The sequence below is a fragment of the Burkholderia sp. Ed8 genome (genome assembly GCF_040761425.1).
Taxonomy (GTDB): Bacteria; Pseudomonadota; Gammaproteobacteria; order Burkholderiales; family Burkholderiaceae; genus Burkholderia; species Burkholderia seminalis.
This window is the reverse complement of sequence record NZ_CP142885.1, coordinates 1961256-1978659: the sequence shown is the minus strand read 5'-3', so window position 1 is coordinate 1978659 and position 17404 is coordinate 1961256. Positions and strand designations below refer to the sequence as shown.

General features: G+C 67.2%; 12 protein-coding genes, 2 pseudogenes and 1 riboswitch. Of the genes and pseudogenes, 5 read left to right on the top strand and 9 right to left on the bottom strand.

What is annotated here, in order from left to right; genetic code table 11:
• Positions 1–3: 3 nt before the first annotated feature.
• The 6 genes from VXM69_RS09070 to VXM69_RS09045 all read right to left on the bottom strand — a co-directional run bounded on the left by VXM69_RS09070 (position 4) and on the right by VXM69_RS09045 (position 6019).
• Positions 4–576 carry a TetR/AcrR family transcriptional regulator gene (locus VXM69_RS09070; RefSeq protein ID WP_069704728.1) on the bottom strand — a complete coding sequence of 191 codons (573 nt, stop codon included), beginning with the start codon at positions 574–576 and terminating at the stop codon, positions 4–6.
• A gap of 130 nt (positions 577–706) precedes the next feature.
• Positions 707–2635, bottom strand: coding sequence for a TonB-dependent receptor (locus tag VXM69_RS09065; protein WP_367188448.1), 1929 nt, complete (start codon positions 2633–2635; stop codon positions 707–709).
• 214 nt (positions 2636–2849) lie between these two features.
• A riboswitch (cobalamin riboswitch) is annotated at positions 2850–3043 on the bottom strand.
• A 417-nt stretch (positions 3044–3460) separates the two neighbouring features.
• Entirely contained in the window at positions 3461–3709 is a 249-nt protein-coding gene (locus VXM69_RS09060; RefSeq protein WP_034191309.1) for a hypothetical protein, read from the bottom strand.
• 128 nt (positions 3710–3837) lie between these two features.
• A complete protein-coding gene (locus tag VXM69_RS09055; RefSeq protein ID WP_059556573.1) occupies positions 3838–4812 on the bottom strand; it encodes a threo-3-hydroxy-L-aspartate ammonia-lyase in 975 nt (324 codons plus the stop codon).
• Between the two features lie 50 nt (positions 4813–4862).
• On the bottom strand, positions 4863–5501 hold the full coding sequence (locus VXM69_RS09050) for a transcriptional regulator (protein WP_049034881.1): 639 nt from the start codon (positions 5499–5501) through the stop codon (positions 4863–4865).
• Positions 5498–6019: a YbaK/prolyl-tRNA synthetase associated domain-containing protein gene (locus VXM69_RS09045; protein WP_049034883.1), complete on the bottom strand. Its 522-nt coding sequence runs from the start codon at positions 6017–6019 to the stop codon at positions 5498–5500. The genes VXM69_RS09050 and VXM69_RS09045 overlap by 4 nt, the downstream gene beginning before the upstream one ends.
• Before the next feature lie 404 nt (positions 6020–6423).
• On the opposite strand from VXM69_RS09045, the gene VXM69_RS09040 reads away from it, so the two are divergent.
• A complete protein-coding gene (locus VXM69_RS09040; RefSeq protein ID WP_034191313.1) occupies positions 6424–8010 on the top strand; it encodes an isocitrate lyase in 1587 nt (528 codons plus the stop codon).
• Between the two features lie 71 nt (positions 8011–8081).
• On the opposite strand, the pseudogene VXM69_RS09035 reads toward VXM69_RS09040, so the two are convergent.
• Positions 8082–8263 (bottom strand): annotated as a pseudogene (locus VXM69_RS09035) (hypothetical protein); the annotation flags it as partial.
• Between the two features lie 3 nt (positions 8264–8266).
• On the opposite strand from VXM69_RS09035, the pseudogene VXM69_RS09030 reads away from it, so the two are divergent.
• Together VXM69_RS09030 and VXM69_RS09025 are read left to right on the top strand one after the other, a co-directional pair.
• Positions 8267–8426, top strand: a pseudogene (locus VXM69_RS09030) (SDR family oxidoreductase); the annotation flags it as partial.
• A 526-nt stretch (positions 8427–8952) separates the two neighbouring features.
• The gene (locus tag VXM69_RS09025; protein WP_059556571.1) at positions 8953–10818 is read left to right on the top strand and encodes a phosphoenolpyruvate carboxykinase (GTP); all 1866 of its coding nucleotides are present in this window, start codon (positions 8953–8955) and stop codon (positions 10816–10818) included.
• Between the two features lie 287 nt (positions 10819–11105).
• Here the strand turns inward: VXM69_RS09025 and VXM69_RS09020 are convergent, their stop codons facing one another.
• Positions 11106–12770: an acid phosphatase gene (locus VXM69_RS09020; protein ID WP_367188447.1), complete on the bottom strand. Its 1665-nt coding sequence runs from the start codon at positions 12768–12770 to the stop codon at positions 11106–11108.
• A 479-nt stretch (positions 12771–13249) separates the two neighbouring features.
• Between VXM69_RS09020 and ftsH the strand changes: the two genes are divergently transcribed.
• Both ftsH and VXM69_RS09010 read left to right on the top strand, forming a co-directional pair.
• Positions 13250–15223: an ATP-dependent zinc metalloprotease FtsH gene (gene ftsH / locus VXM69_RS09015; RefSeq protein ID WP_367188446.1), complete on the top strand. Its 1974-nt coding sequence runs from the start codon at positions 13250–13252 to the stop codon at positions 15221–15223.
• A gap of 85 nt (positions 15224–15308) precedes the next feature.
• Entirely contained in the window at positions 15309–15776 is a 468-nt protein-coding gene (locus tag VXM69_RS09010; protein ID WP_367188445.1) for an OsmC family protein, read from the top strand.
• A gap of 15 nt (positions 15777–15791) precedes the next feature.
• Here VXM69_RS09010 and otsA read toward each other — a convergent pair whose 3' ends face one another.
• On the bottom strand, positions 15792–17198 hold the full coding sequence (gene otsA, locus VXM69_RS09005; protein ID WP_034191319.1) for an alpha,alpha-trehalose-phosphate synthase (UDP-forming): 1407 nt from the start codon (positions 17196–17198) through the stop codon (positions 15792–15794).
• Between the last annotated feature and the right edge of the window lie 206 nt (positions 17199–17404).

The following is a 17404-nucleotide window of genomic DNA, read 5'->3' as shown; positions in this document are numbered from 1 at the left end:
CCGTCATGCGGCCGAAGGCCAGTGGCGCAGCATCACGTCGAGCGCATCGAGGCTGCGCGACCACGATGCGTCGGAATCCGGTGTGCCGTGCGAGAAACCGCCGGCGCCTTCGAGCGTCACGTAGCCCATGAAGAAGCCGCCGAGCAGGCGGATCGCATGGGCCTGCTCGGCTTCCGGCAGGTCGTAGCTGCGCAGCACGGCCGAGGTCATCCTGACGAGCCGCCCGCCCGCGCTTTCGGCGGCGCGCTCGGGGCTCACCGGATGGCGCGCGGCCGCAAAGCGACCGGGGTGTGCGCGCGCATAGTCGCGATAGACGTTCGCGAGCGCGGTCAGCGCATCCTTGCCGGTGCGGCCGGCCAGCGCATCGGCGGCGCGATCGGCCAACTCCTGCAGCGCGAACAGCGCGATCCGGCTCTTGAGATCGTCGAAACTCGGGACATGGGAATACAGGCTGGCCAGCTTGACGCCGAAATGCCGCGCGAGCGCCGCGCCGGTGAGCGGCTCGAAGCCGGTTTCGTCGGCGAGCCGCGCGCCGGCTTCGACGAGTCTGTCTACGGTAATGCCGGCACGCGCCATGACGAATACTATGGAAATTAGTCAAAAAACTAATTCTATTAGTTTTTGCCGCGAAGTCAATTTCCCGTACGGTGCCGGCCATGCCGATCCGCCCCGGCGCCCGCGACGCAGGCGCCGGGGCGACCGGCCGTCAGAACGTGTAGGTGATCTTGCCGAACGCGGTGCGGCCGAGCGTGTTGTAGCCGTACGCGGTCATGTATTGCCGGTCGAACAGGTTCGACAGCGACGCCGACACCGTCAGGTGCGAATTGATCCGGTACGACGCGCGCAGGCTCACCGTCAGGTACGACGGCAGATACGTCGTGTTGGCCGGATCGTCGAACGTCGTGCCGCCGTAGAGCAGCGATGCGCCCGTGCTCAGCGCGTGGAGCTTCAGTTCGTCCCACGTGTGGTCGACGCTGAGGCTGACCGTCTGACGCGGCCGGCGGTTGAGCCAGGTCTGGTTGGTCTCGTCCTGCGGATTCAGGAGGCCGACGGCCAGACTCACCGGCGTCGAGCGGCCGATCGTCCCCTTGTACGACAGGTCGATGCCGCGAATGTGCGAACGGCCGATGTTCATCGGCGAGAACGTTGCCGGGTTGTACGCGATCAGGTTGTTGACGTGCGTGTCGTAGACCGCCGCCGAGAACGTGCCGTACGACGTGTTCGCGTCGAGCGCGGCCTCGACCGACGTGCTGCGTTCCGGGCTGAGGTTCGGATTGCCGTAGCCGGGGTAGTACAGGTCGTTGAAACTCGGCAGGCGGAATGCGTTGCCGTACGACACGCGCGCGGTGTAGACCGGCGTGATCGCCCACGACAGCGCGGCGTTGCCGGTGTTCACGCCTTGCCCGGCGATGATCTCGCGACGCCCCGCGAGGAACAGCGTCACGCTGCCGAGCGTGGCCGACTGATGCAGCGAAAACGCCGAGTCGTTGCGCGTCGGTATGCCGCCGGGCGCGTCGATCGGCAGGAATGCCTGTTCGCGCGTGAAATCGTAGGCGAGCTTCGTTTCGCCCGACAGCGGCAGGCCGAACAGGCGGAACCCGTGCGCCTGATGGGTCAGCGACGTCGACGTGCTGATGCGCTGCGAATTGATCTGGTCGGTCGCGAGGGCCGGATTGTCCGCGTAGATGAACTGGCGGTCGTTCGCATAACCGAACGACTGGTCGAACTGCGTATCGGGCGTGATGTCGAGATGAAATGCGATGCCGGTCGTCAGTTGGTGATCGAGCTCGCGATTCGCATAGCCGCTGTTGTCGTAGGACAGGTCGGAGCGGTGATACAGCGCGAACGTCGAGATCGACCAGTTGTCGCGCGCATAGCCGAGCCGCGCATCGAGATCCTGCGCGTGATACGGATTGCGGCCGGCTTCGTGACCGTAGAAGAAGGGCCGCGTCGCATCGATGCCGGCCGTGTTGTAGTCGTGCAGCCCCAGCGAGTAGGTGACACCGCCGAGCGCGGCCAGCGGCCCTGTCGACGGCAGGGTGCCCGACGTGCGGAACTGCGTGTCGAACGTCTTGTTCGATCCGCCGCCGAACGACACGGTGGTCTGGTTCGGCCGGTTGGCGGCGCGGCGCGTGAAGAGCTGCACGACGCCGCCCATCGCGTTGCTGCCGAATGATGCGGCGGACGGGCCCGAAATCACTTCCACGCGTTCGAACGCGTCGGCCGGCAGGTCGGCCCACGGCGCGATGCCGGTGGTCGGCGAGCCGATCCGGATCCCGTCGATGAACACGGCGACCTGGCTGGCCGACGAGCCGCGGATGCTGACCGACGCGGACGAGCCGGGGCCGCCGCTCTGCGAGACGGTCACGCCCGGCAGCGTCGCGAGCGCCTGCGTGATGCTCGGGTCGGTCGACGACAGCCGGTCGAGATCTTCTCGCGTAAGCACCTGCGTCGACGCATAGCGCCGGTCGAACGATTCGGGCAGGTGCCGCGTGTCGGTCACGCTGATCGTCGGCAGATCGGCGCCTTCCGCGGGCTGGGCGGGCGGCTGGAGCGCGGTATCGCCGGCGGCATGGGCGAGCGGGGTGAGCAGCGCGGTGGCGGCGGACGTGGCGAGCAGGTAACGAAGGTTCATCAGACAGCGAGAGAAAGCGTGTGGCGCGTAGGGCGGTCGCGAGCGAAGGGCGGGCAGGTTGCGCATGCCGACGGCGTGTCGGCGCGACGCTTGCGGCAGGGAAGCGGATTCGGGAACGAAGGACATCTGACGGATCCTGAGGTCGGGTCGTCCATGCAACGGGCGACCGCCAACGGCGGCGCTTGCGCATCGGGACACCCCGCCCGGTGCGGCTGCTGGACCTCGGGTCGATGGCAGGTCTCCTGGCTCGCGGGTCGTCATCCGTGCGGACCTTCCCGGTTTCCCAGTGGCGCGCAGTCGCACGGATTCGCCGCTCACAGTTGCGGGGGCAGCCGCAGATTCGAGTCGTTGCCCGTCCTGCGTTCCCTTTTGATCCCATCCCTGGGAACCATCAGCGCGCAAGGGTAATGGCGTGCGCTCCCGCACGTCAATTGCCGCGCCGCGCGAGGGTGCGAAAAAACGTCATTCTCCGGCAAGCGCTTTCCGAATCCTTTCGCTTGTGTGTTGGTGTCGCGTTTCTCGTCTGATGAATGAATCGGGAGGGGCAAGCGACATGCGAGCCGCGTCGTATCGAACGCGAAACCGTAGGTTGTCCGGCCGACGTCAGCCGGCGCGTTGAACAGCCCGGGCAGCGGCACCGCGTCGTCGCGGCGTGGATCGTCGAGCCGCATGCCGGTCGGTCGCCGCGGTTGCACGATCGGCCAGCCGAACAGCTGCACGCGGAACAGCCCGCACCGACGACATCCTCGCCGCACGCGACCCGTCGCTGCCGGCGTTCTGATTGCCGGCGGGGCCGGGCGCGGCAGCGGCGCCCGGCGCGCGCCGTTACATGTGCGTGCCGGCGTGCGCGCGGCCGCCCGGGTCGCCGCCCCGATCGGGCGGCGTATTGTTCTGATCGATCTTCGCGAGCACGAAGCCGGCGTGCGGCAACGCGCCGGGCGAGCGGTGCATCGCCTGCGCGACGACGTCGTGCGGCGATGCGGCGGGGAAACCGGATGACGTCGCGCCCGGTTGGGCGAACGCCGGAAGGGAGGCGACCGCCAGGGCGGCGGCGACGATCGCGTGCGTGTTCATGGTGGCTCCTTCACGACTGACTGCGCGACTGACTGCGGGCAACGTCATCAGTCTAGGGCGCGAAACTTAACGCGTCGTGAAGGTGCCATGGCGCACGGATGACAGGATGTTCATGTGCGCCGCGACGCTCAGGCCGGCGTCGACACCAGTGCGCAGAAGTTCTCGAGATCGACGTTGCCGCCGCTGATCACGACGCCCACGCGCTTGCCCTGCAGCGCGTCCTTCATCCGTCGCGCGGCGGCGAACGCCAGGCAGCCGGTCGGCTCGACGACAATCTTCATACGGGTGGCGAAGAAGCGCATGCAGTCGATCAGCTCCGCGTCGGTCGCGGTCAGGATGTCGTCGACGTCGCGGCGGAGGATCGGGAACGTCAGGTTGCCGAGGTATTGCGTCTGCGCGCCGTCGGCGATCGTGCGCGGCGTGTCGATCCGCACGATCGCACCGGACCGGAACGATTGCTGGCCGTCGTTGCCGGCTTCGGGTTCCACACCGTACAACTTCGCGTGCGGCGACAGCGCGCGGGTCGACAGCGCGGTGCCCGACAGCAGCCCGCCGCCGCCGAGCGGCGCGAACACCGCGTCGAGCGGGCCGACTTCGTCGAACAGTTCCTTGGCCGCCGTGCCCTGGCCGGCGATCACGTCCGGATGGTCGTAGGGCGGCACCAGCGTGAGCCCGTGCCGTTCGGCAAGATCGCGCCCGATCTGCTCGCGGTCCTCGGTGTAGCGATCGTAGGTCACGACGTTGCCGCCATAGCCTCGCGTCGCGGCCATCTTCGCGGCCGGCGCATCCTGCGGCATCACGATCGTCGCGGGAATACCGAGGATGCGCGCCGACAGCGCGATCGCCTGGGCATGGTTGCCGGACGAGAACGCGACGACGCCGTGGCGGCGCTGTTCGGCGTTGAAACGCGACAACGCATTGAACGCGCCGCGGAACTTGAAGGCGCCCATGCGCTGCAGGTTCTCGCACTTGAAGAACACCTGCGCGCCGAGCGCTTCGTCGATCGTTCGCGACGTCATCACCGGCGTGCGGTGCGCATGGCCTTCGAGCCGGGCCGCGGCCGCGGCGACGTCGTCGTACGTGGGGAGGGTCGGAGAGTTCATGGTTGCTCGAGAGTCGGAAAGGTCAGTCAACTGGAAAGCAGGGCCCCGCGTCACTTCGCGTCGTTGTAGACGGTCGCGCGCGAGACGCCGAGATGCTGCGACACGATCTCCATCGCGCGGCGCACCTCGAGGAAGCCGTCGGCCTTCAGCGTCTGCAGCAGCTCGCGGCGCTGGTCGGTCTTCAACTCGCGCGGCGTCGTCGCGAGGCGCGTCGCGAACGCGTCGATGCGCTGCCGGATCGCGTCCGCCCCGGCCGGATCGAGCGTGTCGACGACGGCCTCGCCGTCCGTGCGGCAGAACTGGTTCAGCATGCCCTGGAAGCCGCGGAACAGCGTGACGTCCGCATTCAGGCACAGCGCGGCCACGTAGCGCCCGGTCGAATCCTTGATGCCGATCGACGTGCTTTTCGCGGTGCGGCCGTCCGCGAAGCGGTTCGGGTAGTTCGCGAGCACCTGCGGGAAATCGTCGTCGGCGATGCGGGCGAGGCCGAGTTCGGTCGCGGGATCGCCGACCGCGCGCCCGGACAGGTTGTTGTGGATCGCGAGGATCGCGTGTTCCGGCGTGCGCAGGTCGTGCACGACGACCTCGGTGAACGGCGCGAACATCTCGCCGAGCCCTTCGGCGATGCGCTGCACCTGTTCGATCAGCGACGCCTGTTCGGACGACGGTGGCGTGCGGCGCGTGCTCATGCGTTTTCCCGGGGCGACGGGGCGTCGGCCGTTTCCGGCCGCGTGATGTCGGCCAGCAGCGGCCGGGCGATCCGCACGTAGTCGGCCGAGTCGAGCACGACCGAGCGGTCGAGGCGGCCCGCGTTGAAGGCGATCTCCGCGTTGCGTTCGACCAGCGCGGGATCGACGACGAGCGTGACGTTCGCGTCGAATACGAACGGCGGCACGGCGCCCATCACGCAGCGCGTGACGGCGGCCGCGACATCGGGCGACGCGAGCGTCGCCTTGCGGCGGCCAACTGCCTCGGCAACCTTGCGGAAGTCGATCTTCAGGTGGCCCGGGATCACGGCGAGCGCGGTCGCGTCGCCGCCGTCCTTGAACGTGCAGAGCATGGCCTTCGCCCCCTGTTCGGGGCGCGTGCCGCGGATCGCGGCGATCACGTCGGATTTACCTTCCGCCGGATGTTCGAGCACGCGGAAACGTGCACCGGACGTATTCAGCAGATCGCACAGCGTGTCGAAAACGGGAGAGTCGTTCATGTCGCTCCGGGCGGGAAGGCGCGCATCGCGGCGCGCGGGGAGCGAGCGTGCCGCTCGCTATCGATGGATTGTCCAAGTATAGACGTTTTGTCATGAGATAGGGCAACAGCGGGTGCGCCCGTGCGGGGTCTTTCTCCAACTGCGAAAGGCCGTTTCGTATTGCGAAATCTCCGCGAAGTTCCCGTCGCGCCGCCTTTCCGCCGCTTGAAAACTTGTTTTGCATCGCAAAATCGATCTGCTATCTCATTGAAAAACAAGGAAAATTTATATCTTATGTCTTATATAAGAGTTGGCCGAAAGCGCGCCGGACAGGATTAATATTGAGTCCATGCAGTTCGCTTCGTCACACGAAGCGGGCACGCTGAACCCTTTACTCAAATGCGCTTCGTTCCCAGGAGATAGACATGTCCCAATATCAAGACGACATCAAGGCAGTGGCTGGCTTGAAGGAGAACCACGGCAGCGCGTGGAACGCCATCAGTCCCGAGTATGCCGCCCGCATGCGTGCCCAGAACAAGTTCAAGACCGGCCTGGACATCGCGAAGTACACCGCGAAGATCATGCGCGCCGACATGGCCGCGTACGATGCCGACCCGGCCAAGTACACGCAGTCGCTGGGCTGCTGGCACGGTTTCATCGGCCAGCAGAAGATGATCTCCATCAAGAAGCACTTCAACAGCACCGAACGCCGCTACCTGTATCTGTCGGGCTGGATGGTCGCCGCGCTGCGCTCGGAGTTCGGTCCGCTGCCGGACCAGTCGATGCACGAAAAGACCTCGGTCAGCGCGCTGATCCGCGAGCTGTACACGTTCCTGCGCCAGGCCGACGCCCGTGAGCTGGGCGGCCTGTTCCGCGAGCTGGATGCGGCGAAGGACGCGACTGCCAAGGCCGCGATCCAGGAGAAGATCGACAACCACGTGACGCACGTCGTGCCGATCATCGCCGACATCGACGCGGGCTTCGGCAACGCGGAAGCGACCTACCTGCTGGCCAAGCAGTTCATCGAAGCCGGCGCCTGCTGCATCCAGATCGAAAACCAGGTGTCCGACGAGAAGCAGTGCGGCCACCAGGACGGCAAGGTCACGGTGCCGCACGAGGATTTCCTCGCGAAGATCCGCGCGATCCGCTACGCGTTCCTGGAACTGGGCGTGGACGACGGCGTCATCGTCGCGCGTACCGACTCGCTGGGCGCCGGCCTGACCAAGCAGATCGCCGTGACGACCACGCCGGGCGACCTGGGCGACCAATACAATGCGTTCCTCGATTGCGAAGAGCTGTCGGCGGATCAACTGGGTAACGGCGACGTCGTCATCAAGCGCGACGGCAAGCTGCTGCGTCCGAAGCGCCTGCCGAGCAACCTGTTCCAGTTCCGCGCCGGCACGGGCGAAGCGCGTTGCGTGCTCGATTGCATCACGTCGCTGCAGAACGGCGCCGACCTGCTGTGGATCGAAACCGAAAAACCGCATATCGCGCAGATCGGCGGCATGGTCAGCGAGATCCGCAAGGTGATCCCGAACGCGAAGCTGGTGTACAACAACAGCCCGTCGTTCAACTGGACGCTGAACTTCCGTCAGCAGGCGTACGACGCGATGAAGGCCGAAGGCAAGGACGTGTCGGCCTACGACCGTGCGCAGCTGATGAGCGTCGAGTACGACGAGACCGAACTGGCCAAGCTCGCCGACGAGAAGATCCGCACGTTCCAGGCCGACGCGTCGCGTGAAGCCGGCATCTTCCATCACCTGATCACGCTGCCGACGTACCACACGGCCGCACTGTCGACCGACAACCTGGCCAAGGAATACTTCGGCGACCAGGGCATGCTCGGCTACGTGGCCGGCGTGCAGCGCAAGGAAATCCGCCAGGGCATCGCCTGCGTGAAGCATCAGAACATGTCCGGTTCGGACATCGGCGACGACCACAAGGAATACTTCAGCGGCGAAGCGGCGCTGAAGGCGGCAGGCAAGGACAACACGATGAACCAGTTCTCGTAATCGCCGGTCCCGCAGCACGACGCCAGCCCTTCGGGGCTGGCTTTTTTTATTCGCTCGATTCCCGCGCCTTGGCCGCGCACGGCCTTCAAGACGTACTGGCTCGTCCACTACATCGATCTGGTCGAAATCGACGAAGCGTCCGCAGCTGTCCATCATGTCAGCCACGTTGCGCTGGAACGGCGACGTTCCGCACGTAGCGGAAATTGTCCGGCGTATCGATCGCGACGCGCGCGTGATGACCGTGCCACACGTTGCGAACGTGCCGCTGCAGCGTGTCGGCTTGCCGGACGAAATCGCGCGCGACGCTGTTCCTCGCGCGTGATGACGTGTCGTATCGCAACGGCGCCGGACTGGCCGTCGACGACGGGATGGCGGCGGGCGCGTATTACCCCGGATTGCCGGGCGCGCCGTTTTGAGCAGGGGCGTGCGCCGGGCATTCGACCGGGATGTTTGTGTGCGCAACCTAATTCAGGGTTTGCCTGAGTAGCGAAAACGCGAATTCGCCGGGCCTGCATGCGCGTTTTTCATGTGCGCGGCCAGCGGGCCATTTGTTCCGTTTTCATCAAACCCTTGCCCGACGGACGTTTCGTGCGATTCGTCCCCGGCTGTGCTCGGACCGGCGCAGCCGGCATGACCTGCCGGCAACGCATGTACCCGCGCATCGTCACAATTGTTTCTTGTTGCAACGCAACGCCCGCCCAATATCGGCGATGGTATGCTGACCGGCATGGAAGTTGTAAGGCAGGTTGCATGCATGGCGAAACTCGCGTTCGCATCTTCTAACGAGACATCACATCCTCTCGCCCGCCTCGCGGCATCGACACGCGCCCCGCGCGCGTGCTCCGCGTCGCGCGTTGCTGCGACCTGCGCGCCGATCGCATCCCTCATCTCGCGGGCTCGCCCGCATCCCCCATCCTCGCCCAATAATCTGGAGACATTTCCATGTCGCAAAACACCATGGCCGAAGCGACGCACGGGCCGCTGATCGCTCCACCGGCTTTCGTCAAACATCGCAAGCTGATCGACTGGGTGTCGCGCATCGCGGCGCTCACGGAGCCCGAACGCGTCGTGTGGTGTGACGGTTCGCAGGAAGAATACGACGCGCTGTGCCAGGCGATGGTCGACCAGGGCACGCTCACGCGCCTGAACCCGGCGAAGCGCCCGAACTCGTATCTCGCGCAGTCGGATCCGTCGGACGTTGCGCGCGTCGAGGATCGCACGTTCATCTGCGCGGCCTCGCGCGACGACGTCGGCCCGACCAACAACTGGATCGAGCCGGCCGAAATGCGCGAGACGCTCAACGGGCTGTTCCGCGGCTCGATGCGCGGCCGCACGCTGTACGTCGTGCCGTTCTCGATGGGCCCGCTCGGCTCGCCGATCGCGCACGTCGGCGTCGAACTGTCCGACAGCCCGTACGTGGCGGTGAACATGCGGATCATGACGCGCATGGGCCGCGACGTATACGACGTGCTCGGCGAGGACGGCGAATTCGTGCCGTGCGTGCACAGCGTCGGTCATCCGCTCGAAGCGGGCCAGCAGGATGTGCCGTGGCCGTGCAACCCGGTCAAGTACATCGTGCATTTCCCGGAAACGCGCGAAATCTGGAGCTTCGGCTCGGGCTACGGCGGCAACGCGCTGCTCGGCAAGAAATGCTTCGCACTGCGCATCGCGTCGACGATGGGCCGCGACCAGGGCTGGCTCGCGGAACACATGCTGATCCTCGGCGTGACGTCGCCCGCCGGCAGGAAGTATCACGTCGCGGCCGCATTCCCGTCCGCGTGCGGCAAGACCAACTTCGCGATGCTGATTCCGCCGCAGGGCTTCAACGGCTGGAAGGTCACGACGATCGGCGACGACATCGCGTGGCTGAAGCCCGGCCGCGACGGCCGCCTGTATGCGATCAATCCGGAAGCCGGCTTCTTCGGCGTCGCGCCGGGCACCGGCGTGAAGACGAACCCGAACGCGATCGCGACGCTGACGAAGAACGTGATCTTCACGAACGTCGCGCTGACGGAGGACGGCGATGTGTGGTGGGAAGGGCTGACCGATACGCCGCCCGCGAAGCTGACCGACTGGCAGGGCAATCCGTGGACGCCGGAGATCGGCAAGGAGACGGGCCGCAAGGCCGCGCATCCGAATTCGCGCTTCACGGCGCCGGCCGCGCAGTGCCCGTCGATCGACGACGACTGGGAGAACCCGGCCGGCGTACCGATCGACGCGTTCATCTTCGGTGGTCGACGCTCGACCACGGTGCCCCTCGTGACCGAGGCGCGCGACTGGATCGAAGGCGTGTACATGGCCGCGACGATGGGCTCGGAGACGACCGCCGCCGCGGTCGGCCAGCAGGGCATCGTGCGTCGCGATCCGTTCGCGATGCTGCCGTTCTGCGGCTACAACGTCAGCGATTATTTCGCGCACTGGCTCAAGCTCGGCAAGCAGCTCGAAGCCGCGGGCGCCACGTTGCCGAAGATCTACTGCGTGAACTGGTTCCGCAAGGACGCGAACGGCAAGTTCGTGTGGCCGGGCTTCGGCGAAAACATGCGCGTGCTGAAGTGGATGCTCGATCGTCTCGAAGGCACGGGCGGCGGCGGCGAGCACGCGTTCGGCGTCTCGCCGGCGTATGAAGACCTGCATTGGGACGGCCTCGATTTCACGCGCGAACAGTTCGACGCGGTGACGTCGATGAACGCGGACGAATGGCGCGAGGAACTGAAGCTGCATGCGGCGCTGTTCGACACGCTGAAGCTGCGTTTGCCCGCTGAAATGACCGACACGATGAAGAAGATCGAAGCGCGCCTCGGCGTGTAACGATCCGGATCGTCGTATCGACGTACCAGCGCTGACGTCCCGCCGCCGGCATGCCTCGCCGGCGGCGGGACGTTTTTGCATCCGCGTCGCTTGCTGCGCGCTGCAATGCGCGACGACTTCGTCGACCGCGCATTGCACGTCGCCGCGCCCCGTGTAGATCGCGACATCGGGCAACCGCGGATGCTCGCGGTCGAGCGGGGTACGTTCCGCGGGTTGCCGGCTCTGTGAACGATCGCCGCGAAACAGTCGGCGACGCCCACGTTCTCGTCGCAGACTATCGCCAGCCTTCAGCCGAGGTCGAGCGCGTTCGTCAGGTCGCCCGGCGGCGTCGCGCCGCGTGCGGCGAACGCGTTGTTGCGCAGGACCACGCCGTCGAGCGGTGCGAGCCCGTGCACGCGGCTGATGAAACGCAGGATCGAGTTCGTGTCGTACAGCGTGTGATCGACGAAGCCCTGCTTCGCGAACGGCGAGATCACGAGCGCCGGAATCCGCGAACCGGGGCCCCAGCGGTCGCCGACCGGCGGCGCGACGTGATCCCACCAGCCGCCGTTCTCGTCGTGCGTCATCACGATCACCGTGTTTTCCCATTGCGGACCGCGCCGGATGTGGTCGATCACGGTCGCGATGTGACGGTCGCCCGATTCGATGTCCGCGTAACCCGCATGCATGTTCAGGTTGCCTTGCGGCTTGTAGAACGTGACGGCCGGCAGGCGGCCCGCGTCGATGTCGGCGATGAAGTGATTGGTCGACGGATCGTCGCCGAGCCCCGCGTCGCGCAGATGCCGGCGGCGGGCTTCGGTGCCCGGCGCATAGTTCGCGAAGTAGTTGAACGGCTGGTGGTGGTACTGGAAATCGGGCACGGTGCCCGTTTCGCGATGCTCGAGCGCGTACTGCCACGCGCCGCTGTACCACGCCCAGTCGACGTTCTTCTCCGACAGGCGGTCGCCGATCGTCGCATAGCCCTGCGGCGGCATCACGCGATGGTCGGCCGGGTCCGCATACGCGGCGTTGCCCGGGTCGGGCGGCGGCACGTAGCTCGGCTGGTACGGCGGCGCCATCGTGTTCACGCCGTAGCCGTCCGGCGTCAGCGGGCCGTCGGCCGCGAACTTCGGCGGGCCGTCGAGCGCGGACGCGGGCGAATCGTCGGCGAGCTTCAGGCGCGTGCCGGCCGGATCGTCGCCTTCGACCTTCGACAGTAGTTTTGCCGCATGCGGGTGCTTGTGCGCGTCCGGATACAGCGGCGGCTGCGCGGAGATCAGGAACATGTGGTTCATCCACGAACCGCCGAAGGCCGCCATGAAGAAGTTGTCGCACAGCGTGTATTGCCGCGCCAGATTCCACAGCCGCAACGAATCGGCCGAGTTGCGGTAATGACCCATCACGAGGCCGCCCGAATCGGCCCACGCGGCGAACTGGTTGTTGCGGCCGGCCGCGATCTGCATCTGGTTCTGGTAGAAACGGTGCCACAGGTCGCGCGTGATCACGCCGTTCGGCAGCGGCCGGCCCTGCGCGTCGGCGATCCGGAACGGCGCGTTCGGCAGCCGGTCGATGTCGCGCTCGGCGATCGCATAGCGCTTGCCGTCCACTTCCTGCGCCTGCGGCACGAGCCCGCCCCAGATCTTCGGCAGCACCGGCAGCGGCGTCTTGCCGTCGCGATCGAGCTGCTGCGCGTGTTCGGGCCGCACGTCGCTGAGCGGGTACTGGACGCCGGGGAAATCGCCGTACAGGTTCGCGAAGCTGCGGTTTTCCGCGTAGATCACGACGATGTGGCGCACGCGCTGACGCAACGCCTCGTCGATGCGCAGGTCGGCGGCCGAACGCGGCGCGGTGCCCGCGGTGGTTTCGCAGCCGCCGAGCGCGACACCGGCGCCGAGCGCGGCGAGGCCGCCGAGCAAGCGGCGGCGGTCGGGGTCGGCGGGAAGGTCGTCGGGGCGATCGGGGGTATCGGTCACGTCGTGGGCTCCTCGATTGGGCGGGTGGGCGGTGTCGTTCTATGCGCGGCGGCGTCGCTCGGGCTGCCGCGATGCGTGACGGGAGGCAATTGCCGGTCGTGGCGCGGAAAGCGCAGGTGACCGAATTGTCATAAAAATGTCACGAATGCGACTATACCGCGCCGAGTGCCGCGAATGAAAGCCGTTTGTCGGACGCGTCGACGCGCGCGGCAGGCGATGCGGGACGCCCGCGCGCGAGCTAGACTGGATTCAGGGGCGGCGCGTCGTGGCGCGGCGTGCCGCCCGGGTGACGATCGCCCGGCGGCGCCGGCCGACGGCGTCGTCGCGGCGTCGTCGATCCGATGCAGCGAGGCGACCCAGCGAGGCGATGATGGTGCGAATGGCCGTCGTGTTCGCACGGCTGCCGATGCCGCGTGCCGGTTGCGCGCGCGTGTCCGCGTGAGCGCACGCCGCGCAACGCACGAGGCCGGCCCGATGTCATGGACAGGAAATTCGACTATCCGGGATTGCTGATCGCGGCGGGCTTCTTCGTGCTGTTCGCTGCGCAGTTGCTGATGCTGCATCCGGCGTCGGCGCCGATTGCATACAGCGATTTCCACAAGCTCGTCGCCGCGCGGCTTGTCGACGATCTCGAGGTCGGCCCCGCGTCGATCTCGGGCACGCTGAAGATGCCGCGGGCCGGCGCGATGCTGCCGGCATCCGAAGCCGCGGCCGTGCAGCAGGCCGGCGCGCCGTGGCGCTTCACGACCAACCGCGTGACCGACGAGCACCTGACCGACACGCTGACCGCCGCCGGCATCCGCTATCACGGCACGCCCGACACGGGCTGGATCGCCGCGCTCGCGTCTTGGCTGCTGCCGCTCGTGCTGCTCGTGTTCGTGTGGAACATGATGCTGCGCAGGCGCGGCGGGCTGCAGGACTTCACGGGGATGGGCAAGAGCCGCGCGCGCGCGTACGTGCAGCAGGAAACCGGCATCACGTTCGACGATATCGCGGGCATCGACGAGGCGAAGGCCGAGCTGCAGCAGCTCGTCGCGTTCCTGCGCAATCCCGATCGCTACCAGCGGCTCGGCGGCAAGATCCCGAAGGGCGTGCTGATCGTCGGCGCGCCGGGCACGGGCAAGACGCTGCTTGCGCGCGCGGTGGCCGGCGAGGCGGCCGTGCCGTTCTTCTCGATCAGCGGGTCGGCATTCGTCGAGATGTTCGTCGGCGTGGGCGCGGCGCGCGTGCGCGACCTGTTCGAGCAGGCGCAGCAGAAGGCGCCGTGCATCGTATTCGTCGACGAGCTCGATGCGCTCGGCAAGGTGCGCGGCGTCGGCCCGATGTCGGGCAACGACGAGCGTGAGCAGACGCTCAACCAGCTGCTCGTCGAGATGGACGGCTTCCAGGCAGGCTCGGGCGTGATCATCATGGCCGCGACGAACCGCCCCGAGATCCTCGATCCCGCGCTGCTGCGGCCGGGCCGCTTCGATCGCCACATCGCGATCGACCGGCCCGACGTGAACGGCCGCCGGCAGATTCTCGGCGTGCACGTGAAGCGCGTGAAGCTCGCGGCCGACGTCGACCTCGGCGAACTCGCGTCGCGCACGCCGGGCTTCGTCGGCGCCGATCTCGCGAACGTCGTCAACGAGGCCGCGCTGCACGCGGCCGAACTCGGCAAGCCGGCGATCGGCATGGCCGATTTCGACGAGGCGATCGACCGCGCGCTGACCGGACTCGAGCGCAAGAGCCGCGTGATGAACGCGCAGGAGAAGCTGACCATCGCGTATCACGAAGCCGGTCATGCGCTCGTCGCGGAAAGCCGCGCGCATTGCGACCCGGTGAAGAAGGTGTCGATCATTCCGCGCGGTGTCGCCGCGCTGGGCTACACGCAGCAAGTGCCGACCGAGGATCGCTACGTGCTGCGCCGGAGCGAGCTGCTCGACCGGATCGACGCGCTGCTCGGCGGGCGTGTCGCGGAAGAGCTCGTGTTCGGCGATGTCTCGACCGGCGCGCAGAACGATCTCGAACGCGCGACCGCGATGGCACGCCACATGGTCATGCAGTACGGGATGAGCGAGAAGATCGGGCTCGCGACGTTCGACGACGGCGAGGCGCGCCAGGGCATGCCCGGTGCGTGGCAGACAGGCGCGGGTCGCTGCAGCGAGCATACGGCACGGATGATCGACGACGAGGTGCGCATGTTGCTGGCCGACGCACATGCGCGGGTGGTCGCGACGCTCGGCGAGCGCCGCGACGCGCTCGAGCGTATCGCGCGACGGCTGCTGCAATGCGAGGTGCTCGAGCGCGACGCGCTGCAGGCGCTGATCGACGGGCGCAGCGAACCGCCGCCGCCGGCAGCAGCGCCCGACGGCGCCGCCGGACCGCGCGGCGATGCGCTCGCGCCGGAGCAGGCGTCGGCGGTCGAGCGCGATTTCGTCGCGTGCGGGCCGCCGCGCGAACCCGAACGCTGAATGCGCGTCGCGGGTCCGCGAACGGTGCATGCCGCTGCGGCGATGCGCCGGTCTTCCTGTTCCCCTTTCCAGACACGGAGCCGCCATGAGCGAGGCGCACGTATCGGTCGATGTCGCGCAGCAGGCGCGCTTTTGCTTCGAAGTCAGGTTTGCCGGCACGACGCCGTCGCCGGTGCTCACCGACGAGCCGCCCCCGCTCGGCGACAGGCGCGGGCCGAACCCGGTCCGGCGGCTGGCCACGGCGGTCGCGAGCTGTCGCGCGGCGAGCCTGCTGTTCGCGCTGAACAAGCAGCACGTCAATCCGCAGCCGATTGCCGCGCATATCGACGTCGCCATGGTGCGGAACGAAGCAGGGTGCGTGCGCGTGGGCGCGATGAACGTGCGGCTGTCGATCGGCAGGACATGGGCCGATCTCGCGGCGGCGACGCGCGAGCTCGATCAGTTCGATGCGTATTGCGTGGTGACCGAGCGCATGCGCGCGGGCATTCCGATTTCGGTCGACGTGTGCGACGCGAACGGTACGACGCTGGAATGCGCGGCGACCAAGGCGTGACGGTGTGTCAGTGCGTCACGATTCGGTCGCGGCCGCGACTTCGGCCGCTTCGGCGAGCGCGTCGAGAAAGCGGGTGCGCCACCAGTGCACGTCGGTCTGGCGCACGATCGCCATCAGCGCCGAGTGACGCTGGCGGCGCTCTTCGAGCGGCATCGTGAGCGCGCGCTGGATCGCTTGCGCGGTGCCTTGCGTGTCGTACGGATTGACGAGCAGCGCCGGCTTCAACTGCTCGGCCGCGCCGGCGAAGCGCGACAGCACGAGCACGCCCGGATCGGTTGCGTCCTGTGCGGCGAGGAACTCCTTCGCGACGAGGTTCATGCCGTCGCGCAGCGGCGTGACGAGCGCGACGCGGCTCGCGCGATAGAGGCCCGGCAGGCGCTTGCGCGCAACCGTGCGGTGAATGTAGCGCATCGGCATCCATTCGAGTTCGCCGTAGTCGCCGTTGATCGCGCCGCACAGGCTGTCCATTTCGCGCCGCAGGTCGTCGTAGGCGCCGAGATTCTCGCGGCTCGGCGCGGCGATCTGGATCAGCGTCGCGCGATCGCGGTTCTCCGGATATCGTTCGAGCAACTGGCGGAACGCATGCACGCGCTGCGGCAATCCCTTCGTGTAATCGAGCCGGTCGACGCCGACGAGCAACTGGCGGCGCGAATATTCGTCGCGCATCCGGTCGAACATGTCGAGGCCGTCGCGATCGCGTGCGAGCGATTCGAATTCGTCGACGTTGATGCCGATCGGGAATGCCCCGGCCGACAACGTGCGGCCGAACGCGCGCAGGCGGCCGTCCGGCAGCCGCGCGGCACCGGCTTCCGCTTCGACGTAATGCTCGAAGTGCAGCAGATCCGATTCGGTCTGGAAGCCGACGAGGTCGTACGCGAACAGCGAGCGCATCAGCCATTCGTGTTCCGGGATCGCGGCCATGATCGGCGGCGGCGGCATCGGGATGTGCAGGAAGAAGCCGATCGGGTTCGTGCAGCCCATCGCGCGCAGCTCGGCCGCGAGCGGAATCAGCTGGTAGTCGTGGACCCAGATGGTGTCGTCGGGCCGCAGCAGCGTGCGCAGCTTGCGCGCGAACAACTGGTTCACGCGCCGGTAACCGTCGGCGAAGCGCCGGTCGAACTGCGCGAGATCGAGCCGGTAGTGAAACACCGGCCACAGCACGTTGTTCGAGTAGCCGAGGTAGTAAGCGTCGTAATCCTGCGGATCGAGATCGATCGTCGCGAGCTGGATGCCGCCGACGTTCTGGATCTGCACGTCGTCGCCGTGCGCCGGCTGATCCTCGTCGCCGCGTAGCCTGCCGCTCCAGCCGAACCATACGCCGCCGGTTTCCTGCAGGCTGTCTTTCACGGCGACGGCGAGGCCGCCGGCCGCGGCTTTACGGGGATCTGCGATGCGATTGGATACGACGACGAGTCGGCTCACCAGCTCTCCTGACGATTGTTGGGGGAAAGGTTCGTGCGGCCGAGGCGCGAGAAGCTGACGCCGCCATCGACGCGCCGTGCGCGATGCGATGGGGCCGCAGTGCGATCGGGCGGGAGTCAGGGCATGCGATTCGCCGTCCGGTCGAGGGTGCTCTTTTTAGGATACTCGTCATTCGCTCGTTTTAAAAGTCTCCATCGACGAGCGGC